The organism is Microbispora sp. H10670, assembly GCF_014161385.1.
GTDB lineage: Bacteria > Actinomycetota > Actinomycetes > Streptosporangiales > Streptosporangiaceae > Microbispora > Microbispora triticiradicis.
On the sequence record NZ_JABBWW010000001.1, the window covers coordinates 428,068 to 454,551 of the forward strand.

A 26,484-nucleotide genomic window follows, 5' to 3' on the forward strand; every position below is an offset into this window, starting at 1 on the left:
GCTCGCGGCCAAGCGGATGCCGGCATGGGCATCCTCGCCGCCGCTCGCGCCCTCGGGCTCGACTTCATTCCGGTGGCTCAGGAGCCCTACGACCTGGTACTCCGCGCCAACGAGATCTCCGAGGAACCACTGGCTCCACTGTGGTCACTCCTGGAGCCACGTGATGGGCGCTCGGTGATCCGGGGCGACAGGTGCTGCACCTGCTCTATCGAGTTCGCCCGTACCTGGACACCTAAGTTCTGCGTGCGAGAACAAGCCGACAGCGCGGGCTGCCATCTTCGCGTCGGCCAAGGGCCGTCAAAGGGACTGTCGTCACGGTGAATCCGGCTGCTGTCAGGTCATTGCGGACCGCGTGCAGCGGGCAGGTGCCGTAGTACATGACGAAGGGGGGACGCCACACGGCATTGCGCACCTGCATGGCCAGGTCGAATCCGAGCAGCGCCCAGTACCAGCCCGACGTGATGGGGGGCGGCGCGACGATCGGGAAGGCGAAGAGCCCGCCAGGCCGTAACGCGCGGTACACCCCGGCGAACAGCGAGGGCCGTTCGGCGGGCAGGAAGTGTCCGAGCGCTCCGAAGCTGACCGCGAGGTCGAACGCCCCGGCGAAGGGCAGGGCTCGAACGTCGGCCTGTACCCACTCAGCGTCCGGGTGCGCCCGGCGCGCCTGGGCGAGCATGCCGGTGCTGAAGTCGACGCCCGTGATCCGTCCCTGGCACAGGGGGTTGAGGATCCGCATGCCCGCACCGGTGCCGCAACACACGTCCAGTCCCTTCCCGAACGGCCCGAGCGGACGCAGAGCGTCGGCGGTTGCGTCAAGAACGCTATCGGGGGTGCGAAAAGGCGTGTGTTCGAACTTCGGGGCGAGCAGGTCGTAGCCGCGCTCCACCGAGGACAGCGCCTGGACCACCAGTTCACGCAGCGACGGGCCTTGAGGCGAGAACACCAGCCAAGGGTACTTCCTCGGATGCGGGGCGGGCCGGCCGCGGGAAGTCCCGGCCGCGGTAGTCGCCGACCGGTGGGGGGTGATCGCCAAGGCGCCGGTGCGTACGGACTGCTGGACACGCACTCCGCTCCACCTCCACCGACTGTTGTCACCTGGTTCGCCTCTCGGAGCACCGCGCCGCCGTCCTTCTTCAGCCGGCGGCAGATGGACACCGACATGGCCCGTGGCAAGAAGGTTTGTACGCGCCGGAGGCGTGGGCACGTCGGGTGATCGCTTAATGCTCCCAGGTGGCACGGTCGGAGGATCTTCGGACCTTCACTGTGCGGGCGACCCTTGCGGCAGCGTCTTGAGGGTCTTCGTGTTCCCAGACGCGCATCGCGAGCCAACCCGCCGCGGCGAGCAACCTGTCGTTTCCGCCGACATACGTCGCCTATGAGCCGCTGGTCCGGCTCTACATCATCCCTGGCCTGGGCAAGTGGCGGGACTCCGACCTCGTCTTCACCACACGGAACGGCACGCCGGTCGAGCCGCGTAACTTCAACCGGGCCTTTACGGCGCACTGCCGGAGAGCGGGCGTGCCCGTCATCCGCGTCCACGACACCCGACACACCTGCGCCTCGCTCCTGGCCGCGCTCGACGTTCACCCTCGCGTCGCCATGCGCATCCTGAGGCACTCGCAGATCTCAATGACCATGGACGTCTACACGCAGATTCCGACCCCGGAGACCCGTGCTGCCCTTGGCCGGCTCAACCGGAGTCTCGATAACCCGAGCGAATCATAAGCTCATCACCTTTTCCGATAAGGCCCTTTAGTTCGGAACGCTAACCCGAGAGACACACCCACCTAGCGACCACGAGAACTCTTCTGTCCTTTTTTCTGTGATTTAAAGGAATAGGTTCGCCGACAATCCGGAGTTCGCCTCAACGCTGGACGCCATGGAGGGTGAATGACGCATCCGCGGAGCTGTGAGCGCGCACAGCGGCATCAGTGCCGATGTTCCGCTTGCGGTGGGGTTCAGCACGGCTGGCCCTACGCTCTCGACCTGGCGGGTGACTCGTCTGCCGCCGAACGCCAGGCAGAGCGAGACCGCATTGAAGCCGAGTGGATAGCCACTCGGCCTCCGCAGGGACGACGGGCCGCGTCCAAGCGTAGACAGGCAGCCGCTACGGACAGTGCGACAGTCGATCTCATCGACTGGCTGTCCGAGAACCCGAGGGCCATCGAACGCATCCAGGAAGTCGGCAACATCCTCACTGGCTCTGTGGTCGGTGAGCTGGACAGCAAGTTCGGCGGTAGCGAACCGAGAGAAGTCCGAAGGACACTCACCGATCACTTCTGGTGCGATCTTCTCGTCGCCATAGCCGATGGCATAAAGAAATTCTCGGACGCCCTCGACCGAATACCTGAATATGCGACTGACGCTATCCTCATGTCTCGCAAGGCCGAGCGTCGCGTCCCTCTTCTCGACGCGCTGGTATCTCTTGCCGTGCGAATGGCGTGGAAGCCCATCAGGAAGATGGTCGACACCTCGGGGATCGAGGAGTTGCAGCGGACGTGCTGGATTCTCGCCGTCCTGATATGCCCGGCTCCTGAAGACCATGCTGCCGTACGGGACGGCGCGCTCTTCCCGCTGGCGAAGGAGGGGCTTCTGGAGACCAGCAAGGAGCGGCTTGAACAGGTCTTCCCTGCCGACTGGGTTCGCCGCCTGCGGGAGGATCTCGGCGGCGTCTGAGCGAAGTCGCCGACCTATGGCGTGGGGCGACTCGACCCCGGCCGGCAGGGGCATCCTCCGCGGTACCGGTGCGGACATCTCCGCCCGGGGCCGGCTCTGTGGATCCGCAGCAGTTGCGAGAACATCTGTGTGGGGCGGTTGCTGTACTCCACTGCTGTATGGAGATCAAAAAGGCCCTCCGGATAAATCCGAAGGGCCTCTGATCTGGGCGCGGCCGAGAGGACTCGAACCCCTAACCTTCTGATCCGTAGTCAGATGCTCTATCCATTGAGCTACGGCCGCCTGGCTGCCTGTTCACTTGCTGTGCTCGGCAACGCGTGTAACTCTACCAGACCCCTCACCCCTGCTTGCGCCAATAATCCGCCCTGCGCACGGTCAAGCCGACCCGTACGCGGGGACCGTTCGCGCACGGCAGGAGCCGGTCGGCGAACGGGCTGGCCGGAATCGGCCGCATGGCTACCTTGGCGCGCCCCCGATGCGCACACTGGTCCTCGGGGGACCCTTGCCACACCATCACTCTGTGTGACGGATATTACTTCGTGGCGACAGGAGAGGCGTGCCCGGGGTATATGAGCAGGGCACGCAGGCGGACACCGGGCCGCCCCGCGGGAGGGAACGTGAACGAGCCACCAGGCCCGCCCGGCAGGCGGTACCGCCTTCGCGGGCTCGTCGCGGCCGTGGTCGCGGGTCTGGTCTTCTGGGCGCTGGTCATCTGGCTGGTCGTGGCCTTGTTCCGGTGAGAGCCGTCCCCGCGGAAGCCGGATCGCTCAGAGGGGCCGGGGACGTGCCGGCCAGGAGACCCGCCCCGGCCGGCACCGGCCCTCACCCGCCACGCTGGATGCTCTCCATGAGGTCGAGGTGCTCCTGCACCACCGGCTTGGTGTCCCGGGCGAGCTGCCGCACCTTCTCGGAGGAACCGGTCGACGCCTCCTTGTCCAGCGCCACCAGGGTCATACGGTGATCCTCGACCTGCGCCGGGACCCACGCGCGGTCGAACGCGGCGCCGCTCTTGGCGGCGAACTTCCGCAGTTCGGCCTGCTGCTTCTCCGTCGGCTCGCCCGGCAGGTCCACCCCGTACTTCGCGGCGACCTTCGTGACCTGCTCGTCGAGGGCGGTGTGGTCCTTGACCAACCGGCTTCCGGCGTCCTTGACGGCCTGGCTTCCTGCCTGCTTCTCGGCGGTCTGCCCGCCCTCGATCTCCGTAAGGTTGTCCTGATGCGCGCCGACCAGGAACGCCTTGTCCCGGTCGCTGGCATCCGGCGGCGCGGCGTGTGCGGCGGTGACCCCTGACAGCGGCGCGATCACGGTCGCGACCGTGACGATGAGCGATCTCAGCATCGGATCCCCCGATCCTCGCCCGACGGCGAGCACCGGCTGATCGGTACTCGACCATCCGGGCATACTCGTTGTCAGGTGTCATACCCACCGGCCCGTTCGCGGGGAACCGAGCGTGTACGGCGGCGCGGCCGGGAGTTCACCATACCTTTGGCGATCTTTACCTTGGTTCGGCCCGGATTCGGGGTGATGCTGGCGATTGTCCATCCCCCTCGCCTCTGCAAGGAGGTCTCGTGCGGACTCCGCGACGCTTCCGGTCGTCCTGGCCGGCCCGGTTCATCGCCCTGATCGCCGCCGTCGTGTCCCTGACCACGGTGACCGGCACCGTTCCCGCCCAGGCGGCGGTCTACGGTTCCTGCACCATCTCGCGCTGCGCCGACGCGCGCTCGGCCAACGCGATCTGGGCCGGGAAGGGATACCCGACCAGCGCCGGCTGGTACTCCTGGCCGGACGGCAGGTACAACTACACCGGCGGCCGTTTCTACAACAGAGAGGGCCAGCTGCCCAGCGGCGCCACCTACTACGAGTACGACGTGTACTCCCGGGCCCGCGGCGCCGCGCGGGACGCCTACCGGATCGTCGTCAACCGGAGCACCGGCGTGACCTGGTTCTCGCCGAACCACTACACCGACTTCTACCGGCTCTAGGGATCTCTCATGGCCTCCGCCCCGCGTCCGCTGCCCGCATGGCTCACGATCACCACCGGCCGGGCCCCGGCGGTCGTCGACGGGCGGGCCTGCCGTACCCGTGCCGCCTTCTTCGCGGAGGTGGCACGGGTGCTGCGCCTCCCCGGCTACTTCGGCCACAACTGGGACGCGCTGACCGACTCGCTGCGCGACATCGGGAACGTCCATCTGGTCGTCGAGCACGCCGGGGACCTGCTCGCCGCCGAGTCCGCCGAGCAGTTCGCCACCCTGCTGGCCGTACTGGCCGGGGCGGCGGAGGACGGGCTGACCCTGACGCTGTGCACCGACTCCGCCCACGAGGCGCCACTCCGCCGGCGTACGGCCGAGGGCCTCGCCTGACCCTTCCGCGGCCCGCACCGGGCTGCCCGCTGCGAGAATCGGCGAATGCTCCTGGAGACGCCACGACTGTTCCTGCGTCGGTTCCGGCCCGAGGACGCGCCGGCGTTCGCCGCCTACCGCTCCGACCCGGTGGTCGCGCGTTACCAGAGCTGGACCGCCCCCGTTCCGGTGGAGTCGGCCCTCTCGCTCGTCACCGCGTTCTCCTCGCGGGACCCGGAGGAGCCCGGGTGGTTCCAGTACGCCTTGGCGCTTCGGGCCGAGGAGTGCCTGATCGGCGACGTGGGGGTGAACCTGCACGAGAACCGGATGCAGGCGGAGCTGGGCTTCACTCTCGCCGTCCGATGGCAGGGCCGGGGGTACGCCACCGAGGCGGTGCGGGCCGTACTGCGCGACCTGTTCGAGCGGCGCGGCCTGCGGCGCGTCTCCGCCGAGTGCGACGCCCGCAACACGAGCTCGGCACGGCTCCTTGGGCGAGTGGGCTTCCGGCGGGAGGGGTTGCGCCTTCAGCACACCTGGTTCAAGGGCGAATGGACCGATGATCTCCTCTACGGTCTGCTCGCCGACGACTGGAAGAACCGCGCGTGACTCATGCCTCTTCGGGGTCGCGTCCGAGCACCGACCGTCCGCCGTCGACGGGAACGGTCGCGCCGTTGACGAAGCTCGCGTCGGCGGAGAGCAGGTAGGCGACGGCGGCGGCCACCTCGTCCGGACGGCCCACCCTGCCGAGCGGATGCAGCAGACCCATCTCGTTCTCGATCCGCGTGGCCGCCGCGGGCTCCTGGCGGCGGAGGAACGCCTCGTACCGTTCGGTGCTGATCGAGCCGAGGGCGACGGCGTTGACCCGGATGCCCCGCGGGCCGTAGTCGACGGCGAGCGCCCGGGTGAGCCCCTCGGTCGCGGCCTTCGCCGTCGCGTACGTCAGGGAGCCGCGCACCGGCCGCTGTGCCTGGTGGGACGAGACGTTGACGATCGCCCCGGCCGTACCGGCGTCGAGGAAGCGGCGGATCGCCGTCACGCAACCGGCGACCACGGGGTTGAAGTTGGCCCCGATGAGAGCCAGGAGCTCACTCGCCGACGGGGAGTCGAGCGAGGCGGCGCGGAAGACGGCGGCGTTGTTGACCCAACCGGCGAGCGGGCCCGCCGCCTGCGCCAGGTCGGCGGCCCGTTCCGTGACGGTCTCGTCGGCGGCGTCACCGGCCACCGCGATCAGCCGGGAACCGGCGGGGTGAGTACGGATCCACTCGAGCGCCGCCGGGTCGAGTTCGATCACGGCCACGGTGCTCGCGTCGCCGAGTAGTCGCTCGACGATCGCCCGGCCGATGCCCCGCCCACCCCCGGTGACAACGTATGAAGAGCCCACAACGCCCCCTCCATCACAGTCACCCCGGGCGGAGGTGTGTACCTGTGATCATTCGACCATGGCACATGCAGAACTCGTCGCGCACCACCAGCGCCTGCCTGATGTCGCCCCAGTTCCTTGAAGTCGGGTTGTCCTGGACGGTCGTTCAGCCGCTCGTCGAGCCGATCGGCATCGATGACGTAGCCGCGTCAGTGGTCTTCCCGGAAGAGGGCCAGGAAGCGCCGCTCCAGCTCCTCCTCACCTGTGGCCGAATCGCTAGACCGCGTAGATGGGGGCAAGATCGACGAATATGCGGTAGTCGGAGATCAGGCCGTCGTCGCGGGTGCGCCAGATCGATACGGCTACGGCGCTCGCGTCCTTGCCGTCGAGCCTCCGGTAGGTCACCTCGGTCTCGGCGATGATGTCGGCGTCCACCTGCCAGGTACGGACGACCCGGTGCCGCAGGCCGCCGATGGTGGAGTAGAACTCCCGGATGCCCGCGACGATGGCCTCACGGCCCGCCAACGGCTCGGCGTTGCCGAACACCAGCGTGGCGTCCTCGGCCAGCAGCCGCCCGAACTCGTCAGGATCGAACGAATCGACTGATCGGAAAACGCGTCGCACCGCATCGTCAGACATGCCGGTCCTTCTCACGCAGACGGGATCACTGATCCGGACGATACGGGGCGAAGGAGCGCGTACAACTAGCGCAATAGTGTGGATCTTGTCGCCGCGCCCGGGTCGGCGGGGAGCTGTCAGGTCCCAGGCCCCGGCGGTAGGCCACTGCAAACTAGAGCGGGCCCGTGACCTGCACGGCCGCGCACACCTCCGCCTCTCCGGTTCGACGCATCCTGGAGCCGGAGGCGCCAAGAAATATCTCAGCCACCCGTGAAACTGTCAGAGCCACCGCATAGCCTCGCATCGCTCCCATGCCGACAGCCGTAGGAGAGGCTATGGACAGCAAGGTTGTCTTCGAGGCCGTGGCGCCCGTGATCCCCGTGCGTGATCTGGCCGCCGCGCTTGAGCGTTACCGTCGCCTGGGGTTTTCGGCGCGGCAGTCCGAAGAGGACCCCGGATATGGGTTCGTCGCCCGGGGGTCGGTTTCGCTCCATCTCACCGAGTGGAACGAGCACGATCCCGCCCGCACTGCTGCCGCCGTGTACATCTATGTCTCAAACGTCGATGCCCTGTACGCCGAATGGGTCGCAGCGGATGTCAGCGGCCGCCTCGGCGAGCCTCACGACACTCCATACGGACTCCGGGAGTTCGGCTACGTCGACCCTGACGGAACCCTGCATCGCGTCGGCTCGCCCATGTCGTGATCTGAGCACTTAACCGGCTCTCCCGATTTGCCGGACGACCACCCCGATGGTGCCGCGCGCACGAACGCCGCTGGCGACCAACGACTCCATCGCCAGTCCAGGTGAAGGACGCCAGCGAGCGCATCGGAGCCGCCCTGTGGGGCGAGGACTGAGGGTGACTGCAACTAGAACTGAGGAGTTGGTCTGCTGGGCTCTGCCCAGGTCGATGGCAGGAGGAAAGCGCGGCTCCTACCTCAACCACCTGCGGCTCGCGCTCTTCAGCTCGACGCCATGCCGGAGCCGGAGCGCCCCCGCGTGCGCCACGAGGCGCTGTTTGTCCGAACGGAGGTGAGAGACCGTCCGTCTCCTCGTCGTCGTAGCGGCGGGGTGAAGCTGGAGGCAGCCTGAGCCGGGGGTCGCCGGGGAGGGTGGGAGCAGCCTCGACAAAGCCGTGTCGGCTGAGCACTGCCGGATGGGTCGGGCGCGGCAAGCGAGACGGGAAGGTATACGCGAGGAACCGGTGTCGTTACGCCTCTTGACGCTCCACCAGCTCTAACCCGGTGGATGTGGGCCGGTTTGCGGTGCGCCCCCCGCCGTAGTACTCCGAGCGCGGGAGAGCCGCGTACATGGGGAAGGGCGGCAGCGTGGGTGATGCCCCACAGCAGGTCATCGCCCAGGCTGTAGCAGCCGTGGAAGTAGCGGATGCCGTGGGTGCGCCGGTAGGTGGCCGGCAGCCGGTCGGGCCTGCACCGCTTGGCCCAGGTGGTGCCGTGGCAGGGCCGGATCGACAACGGTCCGAAGTGGTCGAAGGCGAAACACCGGTTCGGGAAGCGGATGCGGACCAGGCGATCGCGGCGGCGATGACGGTGACGACGGCGCCCTGGCCCGACGCGACGGAGATCGACACCGAAGCGCCCCCGGAACAGACGCTGGAGCGGGCGATGACGGCGATCCACGCCCGCCGGGCCGGCCTGCCACGGCGGTTCCGGCGTCCCGGGATGGAACCGGGCTGACCACGACCGCGCCGGCTGCCGGGGATCCGGGGATGCCGGCCTCGTCACGTGGCGAGTGGCGAGCATCTTCACACGGGGGAGGTGCTGGTGGATCTTGACAGCACCTGTCAGGCGGCTCACGATGCGCTGGAACCGCTCTTCCCCCCGTCGCCCCGCATCGCGGGTGTGCCTCCCGAAGGGAGATCCATGCGCTCTTCCTGCACGTCGCCGGGTGAGACCTCGGTGACGTACAGCTCGGCCGCATGAGCGGGCCGAAACAGCAGCCGCCGCCGTGCGATCCGGTGGACGCCGGCTCAGAGGTTGACGATCACGAGGTCTCCGATCTCGGAGATGTGCGCGTCGCACTGCGCGGCCGACACGCCGCTGCCGTAGATGATCGATCCTCTGACGTAGTAGGGCGGCCTGCCGCTGAAGCGGTCGCAGGTGAGCTGGAGATACCATCCCGATCCGGTGCTGTTCCAGCAGTCGGCGGCCACGCGTCCGATGGACAGGTTGTAGCTGAACCGGCAGTTGGCCGGGTTGACGGCGGCCTGGGCGGGCTGGGCGGTCATAGCGAGGACGCTCATCGCACCGATGGCGACGGCGGCGGCTCCGGCGCGTGCGCGGATGACACTGAACATGATCACCTCTCCGTTCTCGACGTGATCCGAACGTATCCGCGCTCGTCGCAGGCGAAGTCCCAACAGGGTCTCAACCTCCGCCCCTCCGCCCAGGGCGGCTCGCACGCGGTGCCGGTCGCCTTCGAGGAGGCCGCCCGTGGTGTCGTCACGGCGTTGGGCGAGGTGGGCGCCGAGCACGCGTCGGCGATCGTCAACGTCGTCGGCCCGCTCGGGGTCGGCAAGAGCCGTCTGCTCGCGACGCTGTCATCCGGATTCGTGGACCTTTCCCGTACGCCGGACGAGGTCCACCTGAGCGGCGGCGCACCGCTCGCCGTCGACGGAGTCGACACCGACCGCCGTGCGGACGCGGTGTCGCGTTTCCTGGACCGAGCCGGTCACGGCCGGTTTCTTATCGCCAGCCGGCTGCCCCTGGCCGCGCGGCCCGGATGGGCGCACAGGCCGATCGTCACGGTCGAGCTCCGGCCGTGGTCGCCCGCGGGCATCCGCGGGCTGGCCCGCGCGCTCGGGGTGCCGGACCCGGCGCACGGCGACCTGGTCGTACGGCTCAGCGGTGGGATCCCGCTCATCGCGGATTCGCTGTGCCGGGCGATCCTGAGAGGCGGCGAACCGGGCCCGGAGGGTGCGCTGGCCGATGCGGCGGCCACCGAGGTGCTGCGTCGCCTGAGCGCGGAGTCCCGGGGGCTTCCTCCCGGGGCGCTGCCGATCGTGGCCGCCGTCGACGGTGCGGACGAGGATCTCCTCACCGCCCTGGTGCGGCTGCCATCCCGGGCCTTCTCGCGGCTGAGACGGCTGAGCGTGATCCGCCCGGACCGTCACGGGCTGACCGTCGCCGAGCCGTACCGGACGCTCTTCGACCTCGCCTACCGCTGGCGTCACCCGGTCCTCCGCGACGAGATGGCCGCGCGCGCCGCCGAGCATCGTCACCGTCAGCTGGCTCACGCAGCCGACCCGCCGCTGCGGGCCCGGATCGCGGACCAGGTCATCTATCTGTCCGGAAGGCGGCATGCGCGCCGCGACCTGTACGCCGACGAGCGCGGCGAGTTCTCGGTGCGGCGCGCCGCAGACGGCGACGACGAGGCGATCGGCCGGCTGCTCCGGTTGTGGGGCGAGGCCGAGGGCCTGGCGGAACGCCAGGTGGACCGGATGCGCGATCTGTGGCTGTCTGGCGCCGACCATGGTTTCCACCTCGCGGTGGACAGCGACGACCACGCGGTGGGAATGACCAACCTCACGCCGCTGGATCCCGACGCCGCACCGGCACTGGAGCCGTTGCTCCAGCAGTACGCGGACACGGTGCTGAACCTCGGGCGGTGCGGATCGGTCGTCGGCATGCTGGCGGTCGAGCCGCGGTTCGCCCGGGCGCAGCCCGCACTCGTCCGTCACATTCTCACCACGGGGATGGCCGGCGGCGGGCTCGTGGTGTCCACGCCGTGGATCCCCTACCAGGAGATGGCGGCGCGCTTCGGCCTGCGCCGCATCGGCGACACGCGGCACGACGTCTACCGGTGCGGCCGGCCGAGCGCCCTCTACGCCCGCACGTTCACCGAACAGAACATGTCCGCGTGGCTGCGGCGGATGCGGGACCCTCGTTCTGAAGGCCCCGGCCAGACGGCCGAGCTCGTCCGCACCGCGTTGCGGGGGATCCGCACGCAGGCCCGGACCTCCGCCGCGGGCCCGCGGCCGGAGCCCGCGCTCGCCGACCTCATGCGGCAGGCCGTGGAGGCCCTGGCGTCGTCGGCGTCCGCCGTGGACGCCGAAGCCGGGGAGATCCTGCGCCTGTACTACCTCACCCGTGCCGGAGGCCACGACCTCCTCGCGCATCGCCTCCACCTGTCCAGGGCCACGTACTTCCGCCGTCTGGAATACGGCATCGGCAAGGTCGCGGAAGCGGTGAGCCGGGCTCTCACTGCGCCAGAGCCCCTGCCGGAGCATCGGTGACCTGGCCGTGTGGGCGGTAAGGCCGGCTGTACCAGTTCAGGCCGCACCAGGCGCGGAAGCAGCGCTCGCACGGGCCTTCTTCCATACCTTGACGCCCACCGTCTGCCCCCGCTGCGACACAGCTGGCGAGCTCTGGGAGGATCACGACCTGCGCTTCCCGACGAGACGTGGCCGGCCGATGGAGCGCAGCGAGGACTACAAGATGTGGAAGGCGCTCCTGCGCCAGGCCGGGGTCAGGGAAGCCCGCCTCCACGACGCCCGCCACACGGCCCGGACGCTCCTCGTCGAGCAGGGCGTCCACATCCGGGTCGTACAGGAGATCCTCGGTCATGCGAGGGTGCCGACCACTGAGCGTTACACCCACATCGCCAGTCCTCAGGTGAAGGACGCGAGCGAGCGCATGGGCGCTGCTCTCTGGGGAGACGACGACTAATTGCAACCCAAACTGCAACCCTCGCGGGTCTGGAGATCAAAAAGCCCCTCTCGCCGAGACCGGCGAGAGGGGCTCTGAACTGCGGAGGCTCGGGGATTTGAACCCCGGATGGGCTTAAGACCCAAACCGCATTAGCAGTGCGGCGCCATAGACCTGACTAGGCGAAGCCTCCTGGGAGCGCTGCTCAGCACAGCGTACCGGCGATCGCGCAACGCGGCAAAGCGGATTGCCGGGTGGGGCGTGGCACCGTCTCGACCACCCGCGTCGCGGCACCGGAGCGGGCCCGCTCCGGGCGGCCTTCGGCGGGGCTGGGGGGTTGCCGCGCGGGTCGGCGAGCGGCGCACAGACTCGCGCCGTTGCGTACGGCAGGATGTCCTCGGCCGCCGGGTGAGCTGGCGTTATACAAGGACACAGCCGTCTTCCACAGGCTGTGGATGACGGCTGTGCACAAGGTGTGGATTTCCGCCGGTGCAGTCCACAGGCTCAGGCCTGACGGACGGCCTCGCCCTCGATCTCGATCTTGACCTTCTTGCCGACGAGGACGCCACCGGCCTCCAGCGCCTGGTTCCAGGTCAGGCCGAAGTCCTCGCGGTCGATCTCGGTCTCGGCGGAGTAACCGAAGATCTCCTGGCCCCACGGGTTGTTGGCCGCCCCGTTGAACTCGACCTTGAGCTCGACCTCCTTGGTGACGTCACGCACCGTCAGGTCGCCGACGAGCGTGAACTCGTTGCCGGACAGGCCGGTCACGCGCTTGCTGCGGAAGGTGATCTCGGGGAACTTGTCGGCGCCCAGGAAGTCGTCGCTGCGCAGGTGACCGTCACGGTCGGCCGCGCCGGTCTCGATCGTGCCCGTCTTGATGACGACGTCGACGGAGGACTCAAGCGGGTTCTCGGCGATGGCGATCTTGCCCTCGAAGTCGGCGAAGTGCCCGCGAACCTTGCTGACCATCATGTGCTTGACGACGAAACCGACGCGCGTGTGCGCCTTGTCGAGCGCGAACTCGCCGGCCGTCGGGACCTTCAGGCCCTCCCACTCACGGATGCTCATGGCTACTCCCCAGATCGTTGCGGTGCTGATGTCTCACTGAGCAAATTTCTACCCGAGGATATTCCTCGCGTCAACTATTCTGACGTAGACTTGGACCATGGATCCATTCGACGACCCGCGGCTCACGGCGATGGGCCTGTTCGCGGAGGTCTTCGCCGGGCTGGCCGCCAAGACCACCCCCACCCTGGTCACCGCCGGGTTGTCCGAGGTCGACTTCGAGACTCTGATCCGGCTGGCCCGCTCGCCCGAGCGGCGGCTGCGGATGAGCGACCTCGCGGCCCAGACCTCGCTGTCCACCAGCGGGATCACCCGTGTCGTCGACCGCCTGGAGCGCGAGGGACTCGTCGAGAGGCACGCGTGCGCGAGCGACCGCCGCGCGTCGTACGCGGTGCTGAGCGAGGCGGGGGCGGAGCGGTTGCGCACGGTGCTCCCCGAGCACATCAAGGACATCGAGACCTGGTTCACCGGCCTGCTGACCGACGAGCGGCTCGCCGAGTTCCTGGAGACCCTGCGGGTGATCCGCGACGTCGTACGGCCCTGCGCGACCGCGGGAGCGGACGGAGCCGGCAGGCCGTCGCGGACGAGGACGGGCTGAGCCGCACAGGATCGTGATTCGAGGGAACCGACCGGACGGACTGGCGCATACGATCGTTTTCTGGTGGACTCCGTAATCCAGGAAACGGCTCCACGAAGCCGACGTGTCCCCCGTACCCAAGCCAATGGAGCACTCGTGCGTTTCCCCTCACACGCACTCGCCATCCTCGCCACCGCGGTCCTCGCGGTTCCTGTGGCCGCGTCCACCAGCGCCTTCGCCGCGGCCGCGAGCCCGAGCCCCAGTCCGAGCGCCAGTCCGAGCCCGACGCCGACCCCGTCCCAGACTCCGGCCGCGACCCCCAGCCCGAGCGCGAGCGCGACGCCGAGCCCCAGCGCCACCCCGAGCACGACCGCCAAGGCCACGAAGACCCCCCGGCCGAAGACCGTGCCCAAGGACGCGGTCGAGGTGACGGTGAAGAAGATCGTGGACGGTGACGCCCTGGACGTGGTGACCGCCAGCGGCCGGACCGTACGGATCGGTCTCCTGGAGGCGGACGCGCCGGAGAAGGGCGACTGCTGGTACGAAGGCGCGGTCGCGCGGCTCAAGGCGCTGCTTCCCGCCGGCAAGCCGGCCTACGTGCGGGCCTCCGAGCAGGTGACCGAGAACGACCGCGTCCTCGTCTACACGTGGTCGCCCAAGGGCCTGTACGTCAACGGCGACATGGTCAGGAGCGGGTTCGCCCAGGCCGTGCCCTACCTGCCCGACCACAGCTACACCGACTGGCAGTTCGCCGAGCAGATGCGCGCGCAGGCCGATGGCCGGGGCATGTGGTCGGGTCCCTGCTGGGCGGCCGACACCTACGACAAGCGTGGCTCGATCCAGGTTCCGCCCGGATCGTCCGGAGACCTCGCGGTGGAGCCCGCCGACGGCGCCTCTCCCGCGCCCGGCGCGTCCGCGAGCCCGGACCCCGACGGGCTGACCGGCGGCACGACCACCCCCACGCCCACCCCGACGCCCACTGCGACGCCGACCCCCACTCCGACCGCGACGGGTGACGACGACGGCTCGACGGATCCCCGCTTCGGCACCTGCGAGGAGGCCAACAGGGCCGGCTACGGGCCGTACGTCCGGGGCATCGACGTCGAGTACGACTGGTACGTCGACAGCGACAGCGACGGCGTGGTCTGCGAGACCTGAGAAACGCGGGACCTAAAGCGCGGGAGGTGAGGCGCGCGGCGGTCAGTTCACCCGTTCCCGGGGTTCGGGGACGACCAGATCGCCGCGTAGCTTCGCCATGCCCCGCGAGACCGTGCTCTTGACCGTGCCCACGCTGATCCCCAGCGTCCTGGCGATCTCGGGCTCGGTCATGTCCTCGTAGTAGCGCAGCACGATCGCCGTGCGCTGCCGGGTGGGGAGCCGGTCGAGCGCCTGCTCCAACTCCTCGTACCGGTGCCGCGCGTCCTGCTGCGCCGGTACGTCGGGAAGGGACTCCGAGGGGTACTCCTCCAGCCTGCGCCGCCGCCACCAGGAGATGTTGATGTTCACCATCGCGCGTCGCACGTAACCGTCGAGCGACGAGCGGTCGCGGATGCGGTCCCAGGCGAGGTAGGTGCGGGTGAGGGCGGTCTGCAGCAGATCCTCGGCATCGCTGGGGTTGCCGGTCAGCTGGTTGGCGACCCGGAGCAGCGCCGCCCCGCGGGACTGGACGTACGTGTGGAACTCCTCGTGGTTCACGCTCAGGATCACCAACCCGGCCAGAGAGGCATCTCGTGCCAGAATCGCAGCCACGCGATCGGATCCGACTGAGCCGGAATTCAGGTTTCGCCCCGGCCTGCGTAAACACCGGACAAGCCGGTAGCGGCGGGCCGGACGGGCCGTAATCCCACCCGGGCGGTGGTTTGCCCTCGGCGGGTGGCAACCCCTTGCACCGGGAGGAGGAATATTGATCCCGGACGCCACCATCGCCCGGAAAACGGCATCTCCATCCCGCCCTGGCATGTGAGGCTGGAGGACGTGGAAGGGTCATTACCGCACCGGGCCGGAGCGCGACGGCGCATGCTGGCCGCGGCGGCGCTCGGGCGCGATCCCGGGCCCGCGCCGCGGTCGCCGGAGGAGGAGGCGCCGTTCGACGTGGTCGACGGCGAGGTGATCGACGTCAGCCCGCATCTGATCATCGTGGAGGCCGACGACGGCCGCCAGCGGCGCCTGGTGATCGCGCCGTGGGCGACCGCCTGGCGCGGCGGCGCCGTCGCGCCCGCCGACCTGCCCATCGGGTCGCGGGTGGTCATCAGGGCGCTGCGGTCCGGCACGGTGGCCGAGCGCATCTGGGCCGACGTCACGCGGATCACCGGCGTCATCCGTGACGTCCGGGGAACCCGGGACCTCACCGTGGACCTCGACTGCGGCCCGCATCGCCGGGAACGCTCCATTGTGATCCCCTACCGCTCCTCGGGGCGGATCCGGGTGCGGCACCCGAAGCTGGAGCCGGGGTATCTGTTCGACGCCATCGGCCTGCTCGACCAGGGCACGTCACTGGCGCAGCTCCCCGCGACCTCGCAGCCGCCGTACCACGCCTCGGCGTCGCCCCCGGCTCCCCCGGCGTACGGAGGGGTCCAGGCGAGCGTCGCGGGCACGGCCGTGTGGGCGGACCTTCCGGAGGACGGCGCGGCCTATCCCGTGCTCGAATCCGAGGACACCGGCTGCGACGACGCGGGCGTCTCCTGCGCGGGCCTGCCGTACCTCGCGCTGGGCTCGCTGCTGCGCGTGCGGAACGTGTGCGACGGACGGGCGGACACGCTGCCGATCGTGGCGTGCGGGTGCCTCGCCGGGCGGTTCTGCGACCGCTGCCTGGAATGCGGCACCTCCCCGCGCGGGAGGCTCGTGGAACTGTCGGCGTCGTCCTACGTGGCGCTCGGGGGAGACTTGACCAAGGGCTGCTTCAACGCCCGCGTCGGATTGGGGTGACCGGTGCTTACGATCATCGCGACGGCCGCGTTGCCGGTCCTCGCCCTCACGCTGACGCTGGGCGGCGTCGCCAAGCTGGCCACGGCCGGCCGTGAGGCGTCGCCGGGCGCGCTGACCCGGCTGGGCCCGGTCGCGCTCGCGCCGGAGCGGTTCGCCAGGCCCGCGATGATCGCCTGCGCGCTGACCGAGTTCGCCCTGGCCGGCGGATCGCTGGTGCTGGACCACCCCGTCACGCGCTGGTCCCCGGTGGTGTTCTTCGCGATCGCGACGTACGTCCTGTGGGACCTGCGCAGACGGCGGCCCGACGTCGGGTGCGGCTGTTTCGGGGAGGTCAGCGCGGCGCCGGTCGGGCTGCGGTCGATCGGACGGGCCGCCGCGCTGACGGCGATGGCGGTTCTCGTCGCGGCCGGGAACGTCCCGGGCCTGCCCGGAGTCATGGCCCGGCCCGTCCTGCCGCGGGGGACCGCGGCCTGGATCGCCGGCGGCCTCGTCCTGCTGCTGCTCGTCCTCTCGCCGGAGATCGACGAGGTCGCCGCCCGCGTACGGCACCGGGCGCCGTGCGAGCAGCGGGCGCTGCCTTCCGGACGGGCGCTGTCCCGCCTGCGCGGCAGTGCGGCGTGGCGGGCGCACGCGGGGTCGCTGGTGACGGGCGAGCCGTCCGACATGTGGCGCGAGCTGTGCTGGCGCTTCTTCGTGTTTCCCGCCCGGGACGGCACCGAGGTGGTCTTCGCGGTGTACCTGAGCGGACGCCGTCCCGCCGTCCGCGTCGCCGTGGTCGGAGCGGACGGCCGCGTCGCTGCCGTCGCCGGTGACCGTACGGACGCCTCTCTGCGGGAATCTACCCCTGTATCGGCCTGACGCTATACAGGGGTAGATTCCCGCATCGAGGACTTCACTTCAACTCTCTACGGCTCTCTAGCTTCCCCTCTAGAAAGCCGTAGAGAGGTCGATGGGCGTGCCGCCTCAGACCGGCTGGGCACGCAGGAACCTCCCGAAATGGGGCACGGTGAACCCGATCACGCCGCGCTCGGCGCTGTAGATCAGGCCCTTCTTGATCAGGCTGTCGCGGGCCGGGGACAGGCTCGACGGCTTGCGGCCGAGCGCCTCGGCCACCTCGGCCGTCGGCACCGGGTCGTCGCCGAGCTGGGCCATCGCGTGCATGTAGTCGCGCTCCGCGGGAGTGGCCCGTTCGTACCGGCTGCCGAAGAAGCCGACGGCCAGCTCCTCCTCCGCCTCCGGCGCGGACACCTTGATGTCCTCGGCGGTGATGGGGCTGCGGGGCGCGAGGTCCCAGGCGACCTTGCCGTAGGCCTGGACGAAGTAGGGGTAGCCGTCGGCCGCCTCGTACAGCGCGTCGAGCGCGTCGGGCGTGAACTCCACGTCCTCGCGGCCGGCCGGGACGATCAGCGCCAGGTCGGCGGCGTCACGGTCGAGCCGGTCGATGCGGGCGTACCGGAACAGCCGCTCGGAGTAGCTCTTGCTCGCCGACAGCACGCTCGGCAGGTGCGGCAGGCCGGCACCCACGACGATCAGCGGGCCACCGCTCTGCGACAGCTCGTGGCAGGCCGCGCAGAGAGCCGAGACGTCCGGCGCCTGCACGTCCTGCATCTCGTCGATGAACAGCGCGATGCCGACGCCGAGGTCGGTCGCCACACCCGCCGCGTCGACGAACAGCTCGGTCAGGTCGATCTCCAGGTCGCCGGAGTCGGCCCGGCCGCGGGCGGCGGGGACGTCGATGCCGGGCGACCAGTGGGAGGTGCCCTTCGCGGCGGCGGGATCGCGCATGGCGAACGCCTTGAGCACGCCGAGGAACTCCTCGATCCGCTCGGGGGCGCGGTGCCGGGGCGCGAGCTCCCTGATGGCCATGTGCATCGCGGCGGCCACCGGGCGCCGGATCGACTGGTCGGGCCTGGCCTCGATCTTCCCGGTGCCCCACAGCCGCTGCATGGCCATGGACTTGAAGGTGTTGAGCAGGACCGTCTTGCCCACACCGCGCAGACCGGTGAGGACCATGCTCCGCTCCGGGCGGCCCCGGGCCACCCGCTCCAGCACGACCTCGAACTGCTGGAGCTCGCGATCGCGTCCGGCGAGCTCCGGGGGGCGCTGTCCGGCGCCTGGGGCGTAGGGGTTGCGCACGGGGTCCACGCTCTCGGACTTTATGACGGGATATAGCGGCCGTCGTAGATTTCCGTAGAAAGCGCTACGGCGTGTCGCCCGGCGCGGCCCGGGCACGCACCGCACGGCGGCGGGCGGAGCCTGGGCCGGCACGACCGGGACGACGACGGGCGGAGCCGGGGAGGGTACGCCGCGGTCGAACGCAGCCGGGCCGGCGAGGCCGGGGGCGGAAGTGGGAGCGAGGGCGGCGGACACCGTCGGCACAGCCATCGCACACTCCTCACCTGCCGGGGCTCGACCGAACCCGTGTTCGATCCGGTGCCCATGACTGTAGCGCCTCATCGAACATGTGCGCGAGCGTTCGGTGAAAAAGCTCCGCCAAACGCCGTCGTTCGGCTCCGGTCAGGAGGGCCTTCAGTCCTCGAGGGCGGCGAGGTCCTCCGGCGTCAGGTGGATCCGTCCCGCCGCCATGTTCTCCTCCAGATGATCGAGGACCCCCGTACCGGGGATCGCGAGCAGCGCGGGCGAGATCGCCAGCAGCCACGCGAGCGCGATCTGCGGGGCGGTCGCCCCGTGACGCTCCACGACCGCCGCCAGACGCGTCTGGTCGATGGGCCGCCACCCGCCGCCGAGCGGGAAGAAGGGCACGAAGGCGATGCCGTCCTTCTCGCACCGGGCCAGCAGCTCGGCGTCGCCCCGGTCCTGCACGTGGAAGCTGTTCTGCACGGCGGCCACCGGGGCGATGGACAGGGCCTCGTCGAGCTGGGCGGCGTCGACGTTGCTGACGCCGAGGTGCCGGATCAGCCCCTCCTCGCGGAGCTCGGCCAGGGCCGCGAACCGGTCCGAGACGGAGGCGCCGCCTGGGGCGCCCATGCCGCCGACCCGCAGGTACACGAGGTCGAGCCGTTCCACGCCGAGGGTGCGCAGGTTGTCCTCCACCAGCCCGCGCAGCTCGCCCGGACCGGCCTCGCCGGTCGGCATCCCGGTGTCGTCGAGCAGCGGGCCGACCTTGGTCGCGATCACCAGGCCGTCCGCGTACGGCGCGAGCGCCCGGCGGATCAGGTCGTTGGCGGCGACGCCCCCGCGCCGGTAGAACCATGCCGTGTCGATGTGGTCCACGCCGAGCTCGACGGCGCGGCGGAGCACGGCGACGCCCGTCTCGGGGTCGCGGACGGCGCCGTCGAAGGTGCCGACGGGCAGCCGCATCGCCCCGAAGCCGAGCCGGTGAACGGGCAGGTCGCCGCCGAGGAGGAACTCGCCGCCGAGCGCGGCGTTCATGTCAGTCGTCATGCCGTCAGCCTCGCGCGGCGGGAGGCGGCGGCCAACGCGGTGGCAGCAAGCTGCCAGCCTGCCGCCAGGTCATGGAGGGTCATAATGGGCGGATGACAGCCGAACAGGTCATCACCGTCCGTGGCGACGCGGAGCTCGTGGCCCGGGCCGGTCATCTGTTCACCGGCGTACGGCACGAGTTCGTGTGCGCGGCCCGCGACCTCGCCACCTGGTCGCAGCCCGGGGCCCGGCACTCGGTGGCCGGGCGGATGCCCGGCCCCGGCGCCTCCGGCCTGGCCTTCAGGAAGCTCTACACCCCCGTCGCCCTCGCCGACGAGTCCTCGCGGACGCACCTGCGCGAGGTCGTGGCCAGGGGCGTCGAGGTGCGGATCAGCTCCACCCCGCTGCCGCACGAGACGATCGTCATCGACCGGCGCGTGGTGATCCTCGCTGGACGGGACCGGCCCGGCCCCCGCGAGTTCACCGTCACCACCTCGCCCACCCTGGTGAGCGGCGTGTACGCCCTCTTCACGGCCGCCTGGGACGCGGCCACCGAGCTGACCGCCTACCTGCGCGGCGACGCGCCGCACCTCGACGAGGACAGCCGGGCCGTCCTGCGCGCGCTCGGCGCGGGTCACACCGACGAGACCGCGGCGCGGCACCTCGGCCTGTCGGTGCGAACGTACCGCAGGCGCGTCGCCGAGCTCATGGAGGCGCTGGACGCCGGTTCGCGCTTCCAGGCCGGGCTGCGCGCGGGCGAGCTCGGGCTCACGGGATAGACGGACACCGGTCGGACACAGGTCGCCGGTTCAGCGGGGCAGGTGCGGGAGCACGAGGGCCGCGGCGGCGGCCAGGGCGACCAGCCCCAGGTAGGCGAGGACGAGCCGGGTGTCGCGGAGATAGCACTTGCTCCTCGTGAGCCCCGCGCGGCGGGCCCGCCAGTATCCGGCGACGCCCAGGGCGGCGAAGGCGAGCACCGCCCACGCGCCGAACACCCAGGCGAGCAGCGCCACCGTGGCGTAGACGCACAACTTCAGCGGATCGTACGGCTGCGCCTGACCGTCCGCCGGGGCCTTCCCGTCCGCCGGGGCCTGGCCGGGCGTACGGCCCTGGGCGGCGAGGGCCTGCTCGTAGGCGACGCCGGTGGGGTGGTCGTCCGGCCGGTCACCCGCTCGCGGCCCGGTGCCGGGGTTCACGCGGGCTCCGCGACGCGGCGGCTCACGTGATCTCCACGAGCGGCAGCCGTACACCGGCGTCGGCGGAGGCCACGGCCGACAGGCGCTGACGCGCGAGCGCCGGCCAGGCCTGGACCGCGCAGAACGGCGCGCACTGGTCCTGGTCGGAGCGGGTGCCGACGTGTACGCAGCACTGGGTCAGGCGCTCCTCCAGCATCGTGGACATGTCCATGAACGGCTTGACCGTGATCCGGACGACCCGTTCGCCGAGCAGCTTCCGCAGGCGCCGCTGCCGGCCGGGCAGCACCGACGACGCGAGCGTCAGCAGGGTCGTCAACCCGAGATCGCAGTTCTCGCAGATGTCACGCCAGACCTTCCCGATCTCGGGGTGGGACAGCGACGACTGCTCCGACAACAGGCCGAGCAGCGACTCCTGCACGGCCATGCGAAGCTGGCGGGGGATCTCCGAGTCGGCGATCCGGTTCGAGACCAGGCCGAGGTTCTCCTTGAGACGGTCGTGGCCTATCAGGGCCGTCAGCGAGCGCCACCGGTCGGCGTCGTCCCTGACCATGTAGCCCACCGAGCAGCAGTGGGGGTGCGAGCAGGGCAGTGCCGTGAGGTCCCGCCAGGTGACCAGGCCGTCCGTCTGGGGACCGAGGCGCTTCAGCACGCCGGTGTGGGTGAGCCGGTCCATGGGGTCGATCACGCCGGACCGTCCCGAGCCGAACTGCGGCTGGATCGACACGCCGCCGACGTAGGGCGTGTCGAGGGCCAGGCGCACCACGTCGCCGATCTCGCCGTCGTTGACACCGAGGGCGGCCGTCATCACCAGGGTCGTGAAGATCTCCCGCTCCGACAGCCGGCGCAGCGCCTCCGCCTTCTGCCGCCGCAGGTCGCCGCCCCGGTGGTGCCGGGACGCCTCGGCGGACAGGCCGTCGTACTGCAGGTAGACCTCGACGCGCTCGCGGTGCTCGGTGAGCAGGTCGAGCAGGGCGTCGTCCCTGGCCACCAGGAGGCCGTTCGTGTTGACGAGGATGCGGGTGACCGGCCGCGCCACCAGTCCGGCGAGCAACTCGGGCAGGTCGGGATGCAGCGTCGGCTCGCCGCCGCTGAGCATGAGCACGTCGAGCCGGTCGTTCTCCCGGGCCAGCCGCTGGTCGACGTTGGCGAGCACCTCCCGGACCGGCACGACTCCCCGCAGGTCGGGCGAGGACTCGGTGAAGCAGGTCGGGCAGCGCAGGTTGCACGCCTCCGCCACGTCCTCCAGCAGGATGCACGTGTGCTGCGTCTGCATCTCCGGCAGACCCCGCAGGTACGCCTCGGGGATCGGGTCGAAGTTGCCCGCGACGTCGGGCAGGTGGGCCTTGGTGGGAGCGGTCCACTCCTCCAGGTAGGCGAGGATCTCCGGGTCCTCGTCATACAGGGTCCTTACCATGCCGTGGACCCGGCAGCCGCGCTCCAGGAAGACGCGGCCGTCACGGGCGGCCAGCCAGCCGGACAGCCGCGGCACCTCCGCCAGCGGGCGGTCCGGCCGCTCCTCGTGGCAGCGGGGGCAGAACGCGTTGACGTAGCGGAGGATCCGGTCTCCCCGCAGCGGCATTCCCATGGTCACAGTCCGCCGTCCGTGTAGAGCGAGGTGTTGACGCCGGTGCAGAAACCGGCGGTGACGATCGTCACGAGCGCCCACCCGATCATCAGGCCGAGACCGAGCCCCCGTGACCATGGCTGCCGGTGGCGGATCAGCAGCGTCCCGCCGCCGAAGACGATCGCGGCCAGGATCAGGGCCCCGCCCACGACCGCTACCTCCTTGTGATCGCCGAGGCCGTCGGCGGCCGCCAGGGTGGCCACGGCGAGGATCGCGTTGACGATCACCTCGAGCACGATCCCCGCGAACGTCAACGCGACGACCACGCCGGTGGTGTTCTCCTGCCGCGCCGGTGGTGGCGGCCACGCGTAGGGCGCCCCGCCACCCGGACCGTACGGCCCGCCGGGACCGTACGGCCCGCCAGGGCCGGAACCGGCGCCCGGACCGTACGGACCGCCGGGACCGGGCGGACCGGGCGCGCCACCCTGCGCTTCACCGGGGTACGGAGGCCGGCCCGGGGGTGGGGGCTGGCCGGGAGGCGGGGGCTGTTCCGGTGGTGGGGGCCGGTCGCCGGGCCGGAGGTCCTGGGGCTGCGGATCCTGGGGCTGCGGATCCTGGGGCTGCGGATCCTGGGGCTGGGGGTCCTGGGGCCGCTCGGGCGGCTCGGGGGGTGTGCTCATCTGTCCTCCTCGCCGGCGGGCGAAAGCCGTACGCCCGTCAATAACGGCCGCTCGCCCCGGCCGGGGAGCAGTCTGTCGTAGAACCCCTTGCGACAGCCATACGTCAGCCGGACGGCGAGGAGCGCCAGACCCGGCATCAGGAACCACTGCGGGCGGGTCAGGTCGAGCCAGACCGTCTCGTTCGCCCTGGTGAACTCGATCAGGAACCGGAACACGGCGTAGGCGCCCAGATAGAGGGTGAACAGCTCGCCCGGCCGGTCGACGCGGCCGCGTGCCCACAGGAGCGCGCCGAAGGCGGCGAGCTGGAAGACGACCTCGTAGAGGAAGGAGGGGTGCATGGCCTGCCCGGCCAGGCACCCGGGGCACTCGGGAACGGTCGCGGGCGCGTGGACGCCCCAGGGAAGAGTGGTGGGGCGACCGGGGGCCTCGGTGAGGAAACAGCCGATGCGCCCGACGGCCATGCCGATCGCGACGGCGGGGGCGAACAGGTCACCGGTCCTCTCCCGGTAGCCGATCAGCCGTTTCGCCACCAGCACGCCGACGTACGCGCCGGTCAGCCCGCCGAGGATGCTCCGGGCGCCGAACATCCACGCCTCGACGAGCCCGGGGTTCAGCGCGGGGTCGAGGTGCTCGGCCCAGCCGGACAGCCGCATGCCCACCGCTCCGCCGACGAGCGCGCCGGTGACCGCCACCAGCGACTCCTCACGCAGCGCTCCCCTGCGGCGCGCCTCCAGGACGAAGACCACACTGGCGAGGACCACGCCGAGGCCCACGAAGAAAGCGTGGGCCGGCACGCTCACCCCGCCGAAGCGCAGTTCCTCCATCACGGACGCCACCCTAGCGGCGGCTTCCGACGTTTCCGATCCTCGATTTCCGGGCCGGCCGAGCCGGGTTCACCTGACCGGGCGGTTCCGGGCGACGGCCCGTACGGCGAGGCCGGCGCGAATCGGCCACGTGCTTTCGGGGGCTGGTTATCCACAGGTTGTGCACAACCGTCGGCGCATCCTGCGGCCGCGGGTACTCTGCGCCTATGGGCTTATTGAAGAACCGCAGGTCAGCGGTGATGATAGCGACGCTGGTGGGCGTGACCGGCTGTGGTGGCGGGGCAGGCCCCGAGGCCGGAGGCGCCGCCTCCGCACCCGCCCGGACGTCGGTGCCCGTCGCCGTCACGTCACCGGCGGCGTCCCTCTCAACGGCAACCGCCACGCCCGCGCCCGCGACGCCCTCGGCGACGCCCGCCCCGTCCGCTCCGGAGGACGGCGGCACACCCAGCCCGAGCGGCCCGCCCGCCTTCTCCTCGAAGATCGAGAAGGTGTCCCGGGACGAGTTGCGGCACTCCTGGCGCCCCGGCTGCCCGGTGGCGCCGAGCGGCCTGCGGAAGATCACGATGACCTACTGGGGCTTCGACGACAAGGCGCACACCGGCACGCTGGTGGTGAACAGGTCGGTGGCCGAGGACGTCGCGTCGGTCTTCGGGAAGCTGTACGAGATGCGTTATCCCATCCGGCGGATGGAGCCCGTCGACGTCTACAAGGGCAGCGACTTCGACTCCATCGAGGTGGACAACACCTCGGCCTTCAACTGCCGCAACGCCACGGGATCGGGCAGCTGGTCCAACCACGCGTACGGGCTGGCGGTGGACCTCAACCCGCGCGAGAACCCGTACGTGGAGGCGGACGGGAGCAACGCGCACCGCAACGCGGACGCGTTCGTGGACAGACCGCTGAAGAAGCCCGGCGTGATCAACAGAGGCGACCGCGTGGTGCGCGCCTTCGCGAGCATCGGCTGGGGCTGGGGCGGCACCTGGTCGGGTGCCCGGGACTACCAGCACTTCTCGGTCAACGGGCGCTGACGGCAGCGGCCGCGCAGACGGCACGGCCCGGAAACCTCGGGACGGGCACACGGAGAGGACCGCGCGGAAGGCGGGTCGGACGGTGGGTCGGGACGGTGGGGCGAGGGGTGGAGGACAACGCCCGCTTCTCCGGCCGCAGAAGCGGGCGTCTCTCCAGATATGACATCTCCTGATTCTCCGGATAAAGGGGAATCACGAGTGAGGGCTCAAACGCTAACGGGCTACGGACTCCGGCTTGGGAAGGATCGCTTACCACTTAATAACGATCGGCCTACGACGCCGTCACGCTGTGGCGATCACGCGCGCCCGACCGGTCAACTGCTTGTTCTCAACGGCGAGACAGGAGAGACATGTCCGCTTGGCAGCAATCTGCTCCATTGCCCCCTCTATGGCCCCCCGACCGGTTCGAAGTCCGTTCTGTCCGGCCCGCTCCGGGTGGCCGCGCGGCCGACCGCTACCACTTCCCGCGCAGGGCGCACGAGGCCGCCATCCGCCTTCGCGGTCTCCGCTTCGCGACGCAGATCCAGGTGATCCGCCTCGCCGACGGCGCGACCCTCTTCGACCTGTCCGCCGGGGTGGAGGTGCCCGTCGACCACTGGTGACGCCGGGAGCGGCGAGCCCGGCTCCGCACCACATGACCGGGGCTTTCCCTGGCTGCGCCAAAATGGGGACATGGCGGCGATGGACGGCGACGGCTGGGCCCTGTGCTCGCTGGGACACCAGCACTGGGGACTGCACGGCGCCGCCGGTCTGCTCGCCGTCCACCACACGCTGGACGGCATGCCGTACGTGCTGCTGCAGAAGCGGGCCTGGTGGAGCCATCACGGCGGCACCTGGGGCCTGCCCGGCGGGGCCCGCGACAGCCACGAGGACGCTGTCACCGGCGCGCTGCGCGAGGCGCGGGAGGAGGCGGCGCTGAGCGCCGATCTCGTCCGGGTACGCGGACTCTACGTCGACGACCACGGCGGCTGGTCGTTCCAGACCGTCATCGCGGAGGCGGACGGGCTGCTCGACGCCGCGCCCGCGAACGGCGAGAGCCTGGACATGCGGTGGGTGGCCGCGGACGAGGTCGCCGCCAAGCGGTTGCATCCGGGCTTCGCCGGCTCCTGGCCGCTGATCCGGGCAGCGCTGAGCCCGGTCGTGGTCGTCCTCGACGTGGCCAACATCATCGGGGCGCGGGCCGAGCACGGCTGGTGGAAGGACCGGGCGGGCGCCGCGAACCGCCTGCTCAACGAGCTGATCGCGCTGACGGCGCGGGGCGTGGGCGACATGCCGGAGGGCGTGCCGGCGCTGACGCGGTGGTTCCCCCGGATGCTCGCGGTGCTGGAGGGCGCCGCGGCCAGGGCCGCCGACCCCGGGCCGGTGAACGGGGACATGTCGGTCGTACTGGCCGGGGGCAGCGGGGACGACGCGATCGTGGAGACGGTGCGCGACGTGCGGCCATGGGAGACGGCGCTCGTCGTCACCGCCGACCGCGGGCTGCGCGAGCGGGTGACGGCCCTCGGCGCCCTCGTCACCGGACCACGCTGGCTGCTCGGCCAGCTCTGACATCACGCGGCTCTGACCCGCGCCGCCGTACGCC

31 protein-coding genes, 2 tRNA genes and 1 pseudogene are annotated in these 26,484 nt (G+C 70.6%); 19 read left to right on the plus strand and 15 right to left on the minus strand.

Translation table 11 applies throughout. The features are described 5' to 3' along the window. Positions 1 to 12 precede the first annotated feature (12 nt). Positions 13 to 321 (plus strand): annotated as a pseudogene (locus HHX33_RS37620) (substrate-binding domain-containing protein); the annotation flags it as partial. On the opposite strand, the gene HHX33_RS02040 reads toward HHX33_RS37620, so the two are convergent. After that, entirely contained in the window at positions 233 to 943 is a 711-nt protein-coding gene (locus HHX33_RS02040) for a class I SAM-dependent methyltransferase (RefSeq protein WP_182873040.1), read from the minus strand. The pseudogene HHX33_RS37620 and the gene HHX33_RS02040 overlap by 89 nt on opposite strands. Before the next feature lie 467 nt (positions 944 to 1,410). On the opposite strand from HHX33_RS02040, the gene HHX33_RS37625 reads away from it, so the two are divergent. Continuing rightward, positions 1,411 to 1,725, plus strand: a complete 315-nt coding sequence (locus HHX33_RS37625) for a tyrosine-type recombinase/integrase (protein WP_396784043.1) — start codon at positions 1,411 to 1,413, stop codon at positions 1,723 to 1,725. Positions 1,726 to 1,890: 165 nt separating this feature from the next. Continuing rightward, on the plus strand, positions 1,891 to 2,676 hold the full coding sequence (locus tag HHX33_RS02050; RefSeq protein ID WP_182873041.1) for a hypothetical protein: 786 nt from the start codon (positions 1,891 to 1,893) through the stop codon (positions 2,674 to 2,676). 209 nt (positions 2,677 to 2,885) lie between these two features. Here HHX33_RS02050 and HHX33_RS02055 read toward each other — a convergent pair. Beyond that, positions 2,886 to 2,958 (minus strand) — tRNA-Arg (locus HHX33_RS02055). Between the two features lie 335 nt (positions 2,959 to 3,293). Between HHX33_RS02055 and HHX33_RS35505 the strand changes: the two genes are divergently transcribed. After that, the gene (locus HHX33_RS35505; RefSeq protein WP_259402020.1) at positions 3,294 to 3,416 is read left to right on the plus strand and encodes a hypothetical protein; all 123 of its coding nucleotides are present in this window, start codon (positions 3,294 to 3,296) and stop codon (positions 3,414 to 3,416) included. Between the two features lie 82 nt (positions 3,417 to 3,498). On the opposite strand, the gene HHX33_RS02060 is transcribed toward HHX33_RS35505, so the two are convergent. Further along, positions 3,499 to 4,014, minus strand: a complete 516-nt coding sequence (locus HHX33_RS02060; protein ID WP_182873042.1) for a DUF4142 domain-containing protein — start codon at positions 4,012 to 4,014, stop codon at positions 3,499 to 3,501. A 230-nt stretch (positions 4,015 to 4,244) separates the two neighbouring features. Between HHX33_RS02060 and HHX33_RS02065 the strand changes: the two genes are divergently transcribed. From HHX33_RS02065 to HHX33_RS02075, 3 genes are read left to right on the plus strand one after another with little or no spacing between them, the layout of a single operon-like run. Then, on the plus strand, positions 4,245 to 4,658 hold the full coding sequence (locus tag HHX33_RS02065; protein ID WP_220501378.1) for a ribonuclease domain-containing protein: 414 nt from the start codon (positions 4,245 to 4,247) through the stop codon (positions 4,656 to 4,658). Positions 4,659 to 4,667: 9 nt separating this feature from the next. Further along, positions 4,668 to 5,036 (plus strand): barstar family protein, encoded by a 369-nt coding sequence (locus HHX33_RS02070; protein WP_182873043.1) that lies wholly within the window; start codon positions 4,668 to 4,670, stop codon positions 5,034 to 5,036. Between the two features lie 45 nt (positions 5,037 to 5,081). Next, positions 5,082 to 5,621 (plus strand): GNAT family N-acetyltransferase, encoded by a 540-nt coding sequence (locus tag HHX33_RS02075; protein WP_182873044.1) that lies wholly within the window; start codon positions 5,082 to 5,084, stop codon positions 5,619 to 5,621. 1 nt (position 5,622) lies between these two features. Here the strand turns inward: HHX33_RS02075 and HHX33_RS02080 are convergent, their stop codons facing one another. Both HHX33_RS02080 and HHX33_RS02085 read right to left on the minus strand, forming a co-directional pair. After that, a complete protein-coding gene (locus HHX33_RS02080; protein ID WP_182873045.1) occupies positions 5,623 to 6,396 on the minus strand; it encodes an SDR family NAD(P)-dependent oxidoreductase in 774 nt (257 codons plus the stop codon). Between the two features lie 255 nt (positions 6,397 to 6,651). After that, complete coding sequence (locus HHX33_RS02085) at positions 6,652 to 7,014, minus strand: nuclear transport factor 2 family protein (RefSeq protein ID WP_182873046.1); 363 nt, start codon at positions 7,012 to 7,014, stop codon at positions 6,652 to 6,654. A gap of 314 nt (positions 7,015 to 7,328) precedes the next feature. On the opposite strand from HHX33_RS02085, the gene HHX33_RS02090 reads away from it, so the two are divergent. Both HHX33_RS02090 and HHX33_RS02095 read left to right on the plus strand, forming a co-directional pair. Next, on the plus strand, positions 7,329 to 7,697 hold the full coding sequence (locus tag HHX33_RS02090; RefSeq protein WP_182873047.1) for a bleomycin resistance protein: 369 nt from the start codon (positions 7,329 to 7,331) through the stop codon (positions 7,695 to 7,697). 749 nt (positions 7,698 to 8,446) lie between these two features. Beyond that, on the plus strand, positions 8,447 to 8,689 hold the full coding sequence (locus tag HHX33_RS02095; RefSeq protein WP_182873048.1) for a hypothetical protein: 243 nt from the start codon (positions 8,447 to 8,449) through the stop codon (positions 8,687 to 8,689). Between the two features lie 293 nt (positions 8,690 to 8,982). Here HHX33_RS02095 and HHX33_RS02100 read toward each other — a convergent pair whose 3' ends face one another. Then, positions 8,983 to 9,309, minus strand: a complete 327-nt coding sequence (locus HHX33_RS02100) for a hypothetical protein (RefSeq protein WP_182873049.1) — start codon at positions 9,307 to 9,309, stop codon at positions 8,983 to 8,985. 21 nt (positions 9,310 to 9,330) lie between these two features. Here HHX33_RS02100 and HHX33_RS02105 point away from each other — a divergent pair, with 21 nt between their 5' ends. Then, a complete protein-coding gene (locus HHX33_RS02105) occupies positions 9,331 to 11,247 on the plus strand; it encodes a hypothetical protein (protein WP_182873050.1) in 1,917 nt (638 codons plus the stop codon). A gap of 7 nt (positions 11,248 to 11,254) precedes the next feature. Beyond that, positions 11,255 to 11,680: a tyrosine-type recombinase/integrase gene (locus HHX33_RS02110; RefSeq protein ID WP_310741169.1), complete on the plus strand. Its 426-nt coding sequence runs from the start codon at positions 11,255 to 11,257 to the stop codon at positions 11,678 to 11,680. A gap of 82 nt (positions 11,681 to 11,762) precedes the next feature. Here the strand turns inward: HHX33_RS02110 and HHX33_RS02115 are convergent. Further along, positions 11,763 to 11,852 (minus strand) — tRNA-Ser (locus HHX33_RS02115). A 311-nt stretch (positions 11,853 to 12,163) separates the two neighbouring features. After that, the gene (locus HHX33_RS02120; RefSeq protein WP_182873052.1) at positions 12,164 to 12,727 is read right to left on the minus strand and encodes a YceI family protein; all 564 of its coding nucleotides are present in this window, start codon (positions 12,725 to 12,727) and stop codon (positions 12,164 to 12,166) included. 97 nt (positions 12,728 to 12,824) lie between these two features. Between HHX33_RS02120 and HHX33_RS02125 the strand changes: the two genes are divergently transcribed. Continuing rightward, on the plus strand, positions 12,825 to 13,322 hold the full coding sequence (locus HHX33_RS02125; RefSeq protein ID WP_117408899.1) for a MarR family winged helix-turn-helix transcriptional regulator: 498 nt from the start codon (positions 12,825 to 12,827) through the stop codon (positions 13,320 to 13,322). A 135-nt stretch (positions 13,323 to 13,457) separates the two neighbouring features. Next, the gene (locus tag HHX33_RS34845) at positions 13,458 to 14,459 is read left to right on the plus strand and encodes a thermonuclease family protein (RefSeq protein WP_220501379.1); all 1,002 of its coding nucleotides are present in this window, start codon (positions 13,458 to 13,460) and stop codon (positions 14,457 to 14,459) included. Positions 14,460 to 14,501: 42 nt separating this feature from the next. Here the strand turns inward: HHX33_RS34845 and HHX33_RS02135 are convergent, their stop codons facing one another. After that, positions 14,502 to 15,041 carry a SigE family RNA polymerase sigma factor gene (locus HHX33_RS02135; protein ID WP_310741194.1) on the minus strand — a complete coding sequence of 180 codons (540 nt, stop codon included), beginning with the start codon at positions 15,039 to 15,041 and terminating at the stop codon, positions 14,502 to 14,504. Between the two features lie 234 nt (positions 15,042 to 15,275). On the opposite strand from HHX33_RS02135, the gene HHX33_RS02140 reads away from it, so the two are divergent. After that, positions 15,276 to 16,226, plus strand: coding sequence for a hypothetical protein (locus HHX33_RS02140; RefSeq protein ID WP_310740242.1), 951 nt, complete (start codon positions 15,276 to 15,278; stop codon positions 16,224 to 16,226). 3 nt (positions 16,227 to 16,229) lie between these two features. Continuing rightward, positions 16,230 to 17,084 (plus strand): MauE/DoxX family redox-associated membrane protein, encoded by an 855-nt coding sequence (locus HHX33_RS02145; RefSeq protein WP_182873053.1) that lies wholly within the window; start codon positions 16,230 to 16,232, stop codon positions 17,082 to 17,084. A gap of 105 nt (positions 17,085 to 17,189) precedes the next feature. Here the strand turns inward: HHX33_RS02145 and HHX33_RS02150 are convergent, their stop codons facing one another. Then, on the minus strand, positions 17,190 to 18,371 hold the full coding sequence (locus HHX33_RS02150; protein WP_117408895.1) for an ATP-binding protein: 1,182 nt from the start codon (positions 18,369 to 18,371) through the stop codon (positions 17,190 to 17,192). A gap of 384 nt (positions 18,372 to 18,755) precedes the next feature. After that, entirely contained in the window at positions 18,756 to 19,631 is an 876-nt protein-coding gene (locus HHX33_RS02155) for an aldo/keto reductase (RefSeq protein ID WP_220501380.1), read from the minus strand. A gap of 92 nt (positions 19,632 to 19,723) precedes the next feature. On the opposite strand from HHX33_RS02155, the gene HHX33_RS02160 reads away from it, so the two are divergent. After that, a complete protein-coding gene (locus HHX33_RS02160) occupies positions 19,724 to 20,389 on the plus strand; it encodes a DNA-binding response regulator (RefSeq protein WP_182873054.1) in 666 nt (221 codons plus the stop codon). Positions 20,390 to 20,419: 30 nt separating this feature from the next. Here HHX33_RS02160 and HHX33_RS35510 read toward each other — a convergent pair whose 3' ends face one another. From HHX33_RS35510 to HHX33_RS02180, 4 genes are read right to left on the minus strand one after another with little or no spacing between them, the layout of a single operon-like run. Further along, complete coding sequence (locus tag HHX33_RS35510) at positions 20,420 to 20,806, minus strand: hypothetical protein (protein ID WP_259402022.1); 387 nt, start codon at positions 20,804 to 20,806, stop codon at positions 20,420 to 20,422. 22 nt (positions 20,807 to 20,828) lie between these two features. Then, positions 20,829 to 22,391, minus strand: a complete 1,563-nt coding sequence (locus HHX33_RS02170) for a radical SAM protein (RefSeq protein ID WP_259402023.1) — start codon at positions 22,389 to 22,391, stop codon at positions 20,829 to 20,831. A 2-nt stretch (positions 22,392 to 22,393) separates the two neighbouring features. After that, a complete protein-coding gene (locus HHX33_RS37020; RefSeq protein ID WP_182873055.1) occupies positions 22,394 to 23,050 on the minus strand; it encodes a hypothetical protein in 657 nt (218 codons plus the stop codon). Further along, positions 23,047 to 23,874 (minus strand): prolipoprotein diacylglyceryl transferase, encoded by an 828-nt coding sequence (locus HHX33_RS02180; protein ID WP_182873311.1) that lies wholly within the window; start codon positions 23,872 to 23,874, stop codon positions 23,047 to 23,049. The genes HHX33_RS37020 and HHX33_RS02180 overlap by 4 nt, the downstream gene beginning before the upstream one ends. Before the next feature lie 239 nt (positions 23,875 to 24,113). On the opposite strand from HHX33_RS02180, the gene HHX33_RS02185 reads away from it, so the two are divergent. The 3 genes from HHX33_RS02185 to HHX33_RS02195 all read left to right on the plus strand — a co-directional run bounded on the left by HHX33_RS02185 (position 24,114) and on the right by HHX33_RS02195 (position 26,450). Continuing rightward, positions 24,114 to 24,902 carry a M15 family metallopeptidase gene (locus HHX33_RS02185; protein WP_259402024.1) on the plus strand — a complete coding sequence of 263 codons (789 nt, stop codon included), beginning with the start codon at positions 24,114 to 24,116 and terminating at the stop codon, positions 24,900 to 24,902. 377 nt (positions 24,903 to 25,279) lie between these two features. After that, on the plus strand, positions 25,280 to 25,504 hold the full coding sequence (locus tag HHX33_RS02190) for a hypothetical protein (RefSeq protein WP_117410251.1): 225 nt from the start codon (positions 25,280 to 25,282) through the stop codon (positions 25,502 to 25,504). Between the two features lie 70 nt (positions 25,505 to 25,574). Further along, positions 25,575 to 26,450 carry an NUDIX hydrolase gene (locus HHX33_RS02195; RefSeq protein ID WP_138459607.1) on the plus strand — a complete coding sequence of 292 codons (876 nt, stop codon included), beginning with the start codon at positions 25,575 to 25,577 and terminating at the stop codon, positions 26,448 to 26,450. Positions 26,451 to 26,484 lie beyond the last annotated feature (34 nt).

Bases quoted from the DNA above. Each gene is read 5' to 3' on its own strand.
- HHX33_RS02050 (WP_182873041.1), top strand. From the start codon at position 1,891: ATGACGCATCCGCGGAGCTGTGAGCGCGCACAGCGGCATCAGTGCCGA.
- HHX33_RS02060 (WP_182873042.1), bottom strand. From the start codon at position 4,014: ATGCTGAGATCGCTCATCGTCACGGTCGCGACCGTGATCGCGCCGCTG.
- HHX33_RS02070 (WP_182873043.1), top strand. From the start codon at position 4,668: ATGGCCTCCGCCCCGCGTCCGCTGCCCGCATGGCTCACGATCACCACC.
- HHX33_RS02075 (WP_182873044.1), top strand. From the start codon at position 5,082: ATGCTCCTGGAGACGCCACGACTGTTCCTGCGTCGGTTCCGGCCCGAG.
- HHX33_RS02085 (WP_182873046.1), bottom strand. From the start codon at position 7,014: ATGTCTGACGATGCGGTGCGACGCGTTTTCCGATCAGTCGATTCGTTC.
- HHX33_RS02090 (WP_182873047.1), top strand. From the start codon at position 7,329: ATGGACAGCAAGGTTGTCTTCGAGGCCGTGGCGCCCGTGATCCCCGTG.
- HHX33_RS02100 (WP_182873049.1), bottom strand. From the start codon at position 9,309: ATGTTCAGTGTCATCCGCGCACGCGCCGGAGCCGCCGCCGTCGCCATC.
- HHX33_RS02120 (WP_182873052.1), bottom strand. From the start codon at position 12,727: ATGAGCATCCGTGAGTGGGAGGGCCTGAAGGTCCCGACGGCCGGCGAG.
- HHX33_RS02125 (WP_117408899.1), top strand. From the start codon at position 12,825: ATGGATCCATTCGACGACCCGCGGCTCACGGCGATGGGCCTGTTCGCG.
- HHX33_RS02155 (WP_220501380.1), bottom strand. From the start codon at position 19,631: ATGACGACTGACATGAACGCCGCGCTCGGCGGCGAGTTCCTCCTCGGC.
- HHX33_RS02160 (WP_182873054.1), top strand. From the start codon at position 19,724: ATGACAGCCGAACAGGTCATCACCGTCCGTGGCGACGCGGAGCTCGTG.
- HHX33_RS02170 (WP_259402023.1), bottom strand. From the start codon at position 22,391: ATGGGAATGCCGCTGCGGGGAGACCGGATCCTCCGCTACGTCAACGCG.
- HHX33_RS37020 (WP_182873055.1), bottom strand. From the start codon at position 23,050: ATGAGCACACCCCCCGAGCCGCCCGAGCGGCCCCAGGACCCCCAGCCC.
- HHX33_RS02180 (WP_182873311.1), bottom strand. From the start codon at position 23,874: ATGGAGGAACTGCGCTTCGGCGGGGTGAGCGTGCCGGCCCACGCTTTC.
- HHX33_RS02185 (WP_259402024.1), top strand. From the start codon at position 24,114: ATGATAGCGACGCTGGTGGGCGTGACCGGCTGTGGTGGCGGGGCAGGC.
- HHX33_RS02195 (WP_138459607.1), top strand. From the start codon at position 25,575: ATGGCGGCGATGGACGGCGACGGCTGGGCCCTGTGCTCGCTGGGACAC.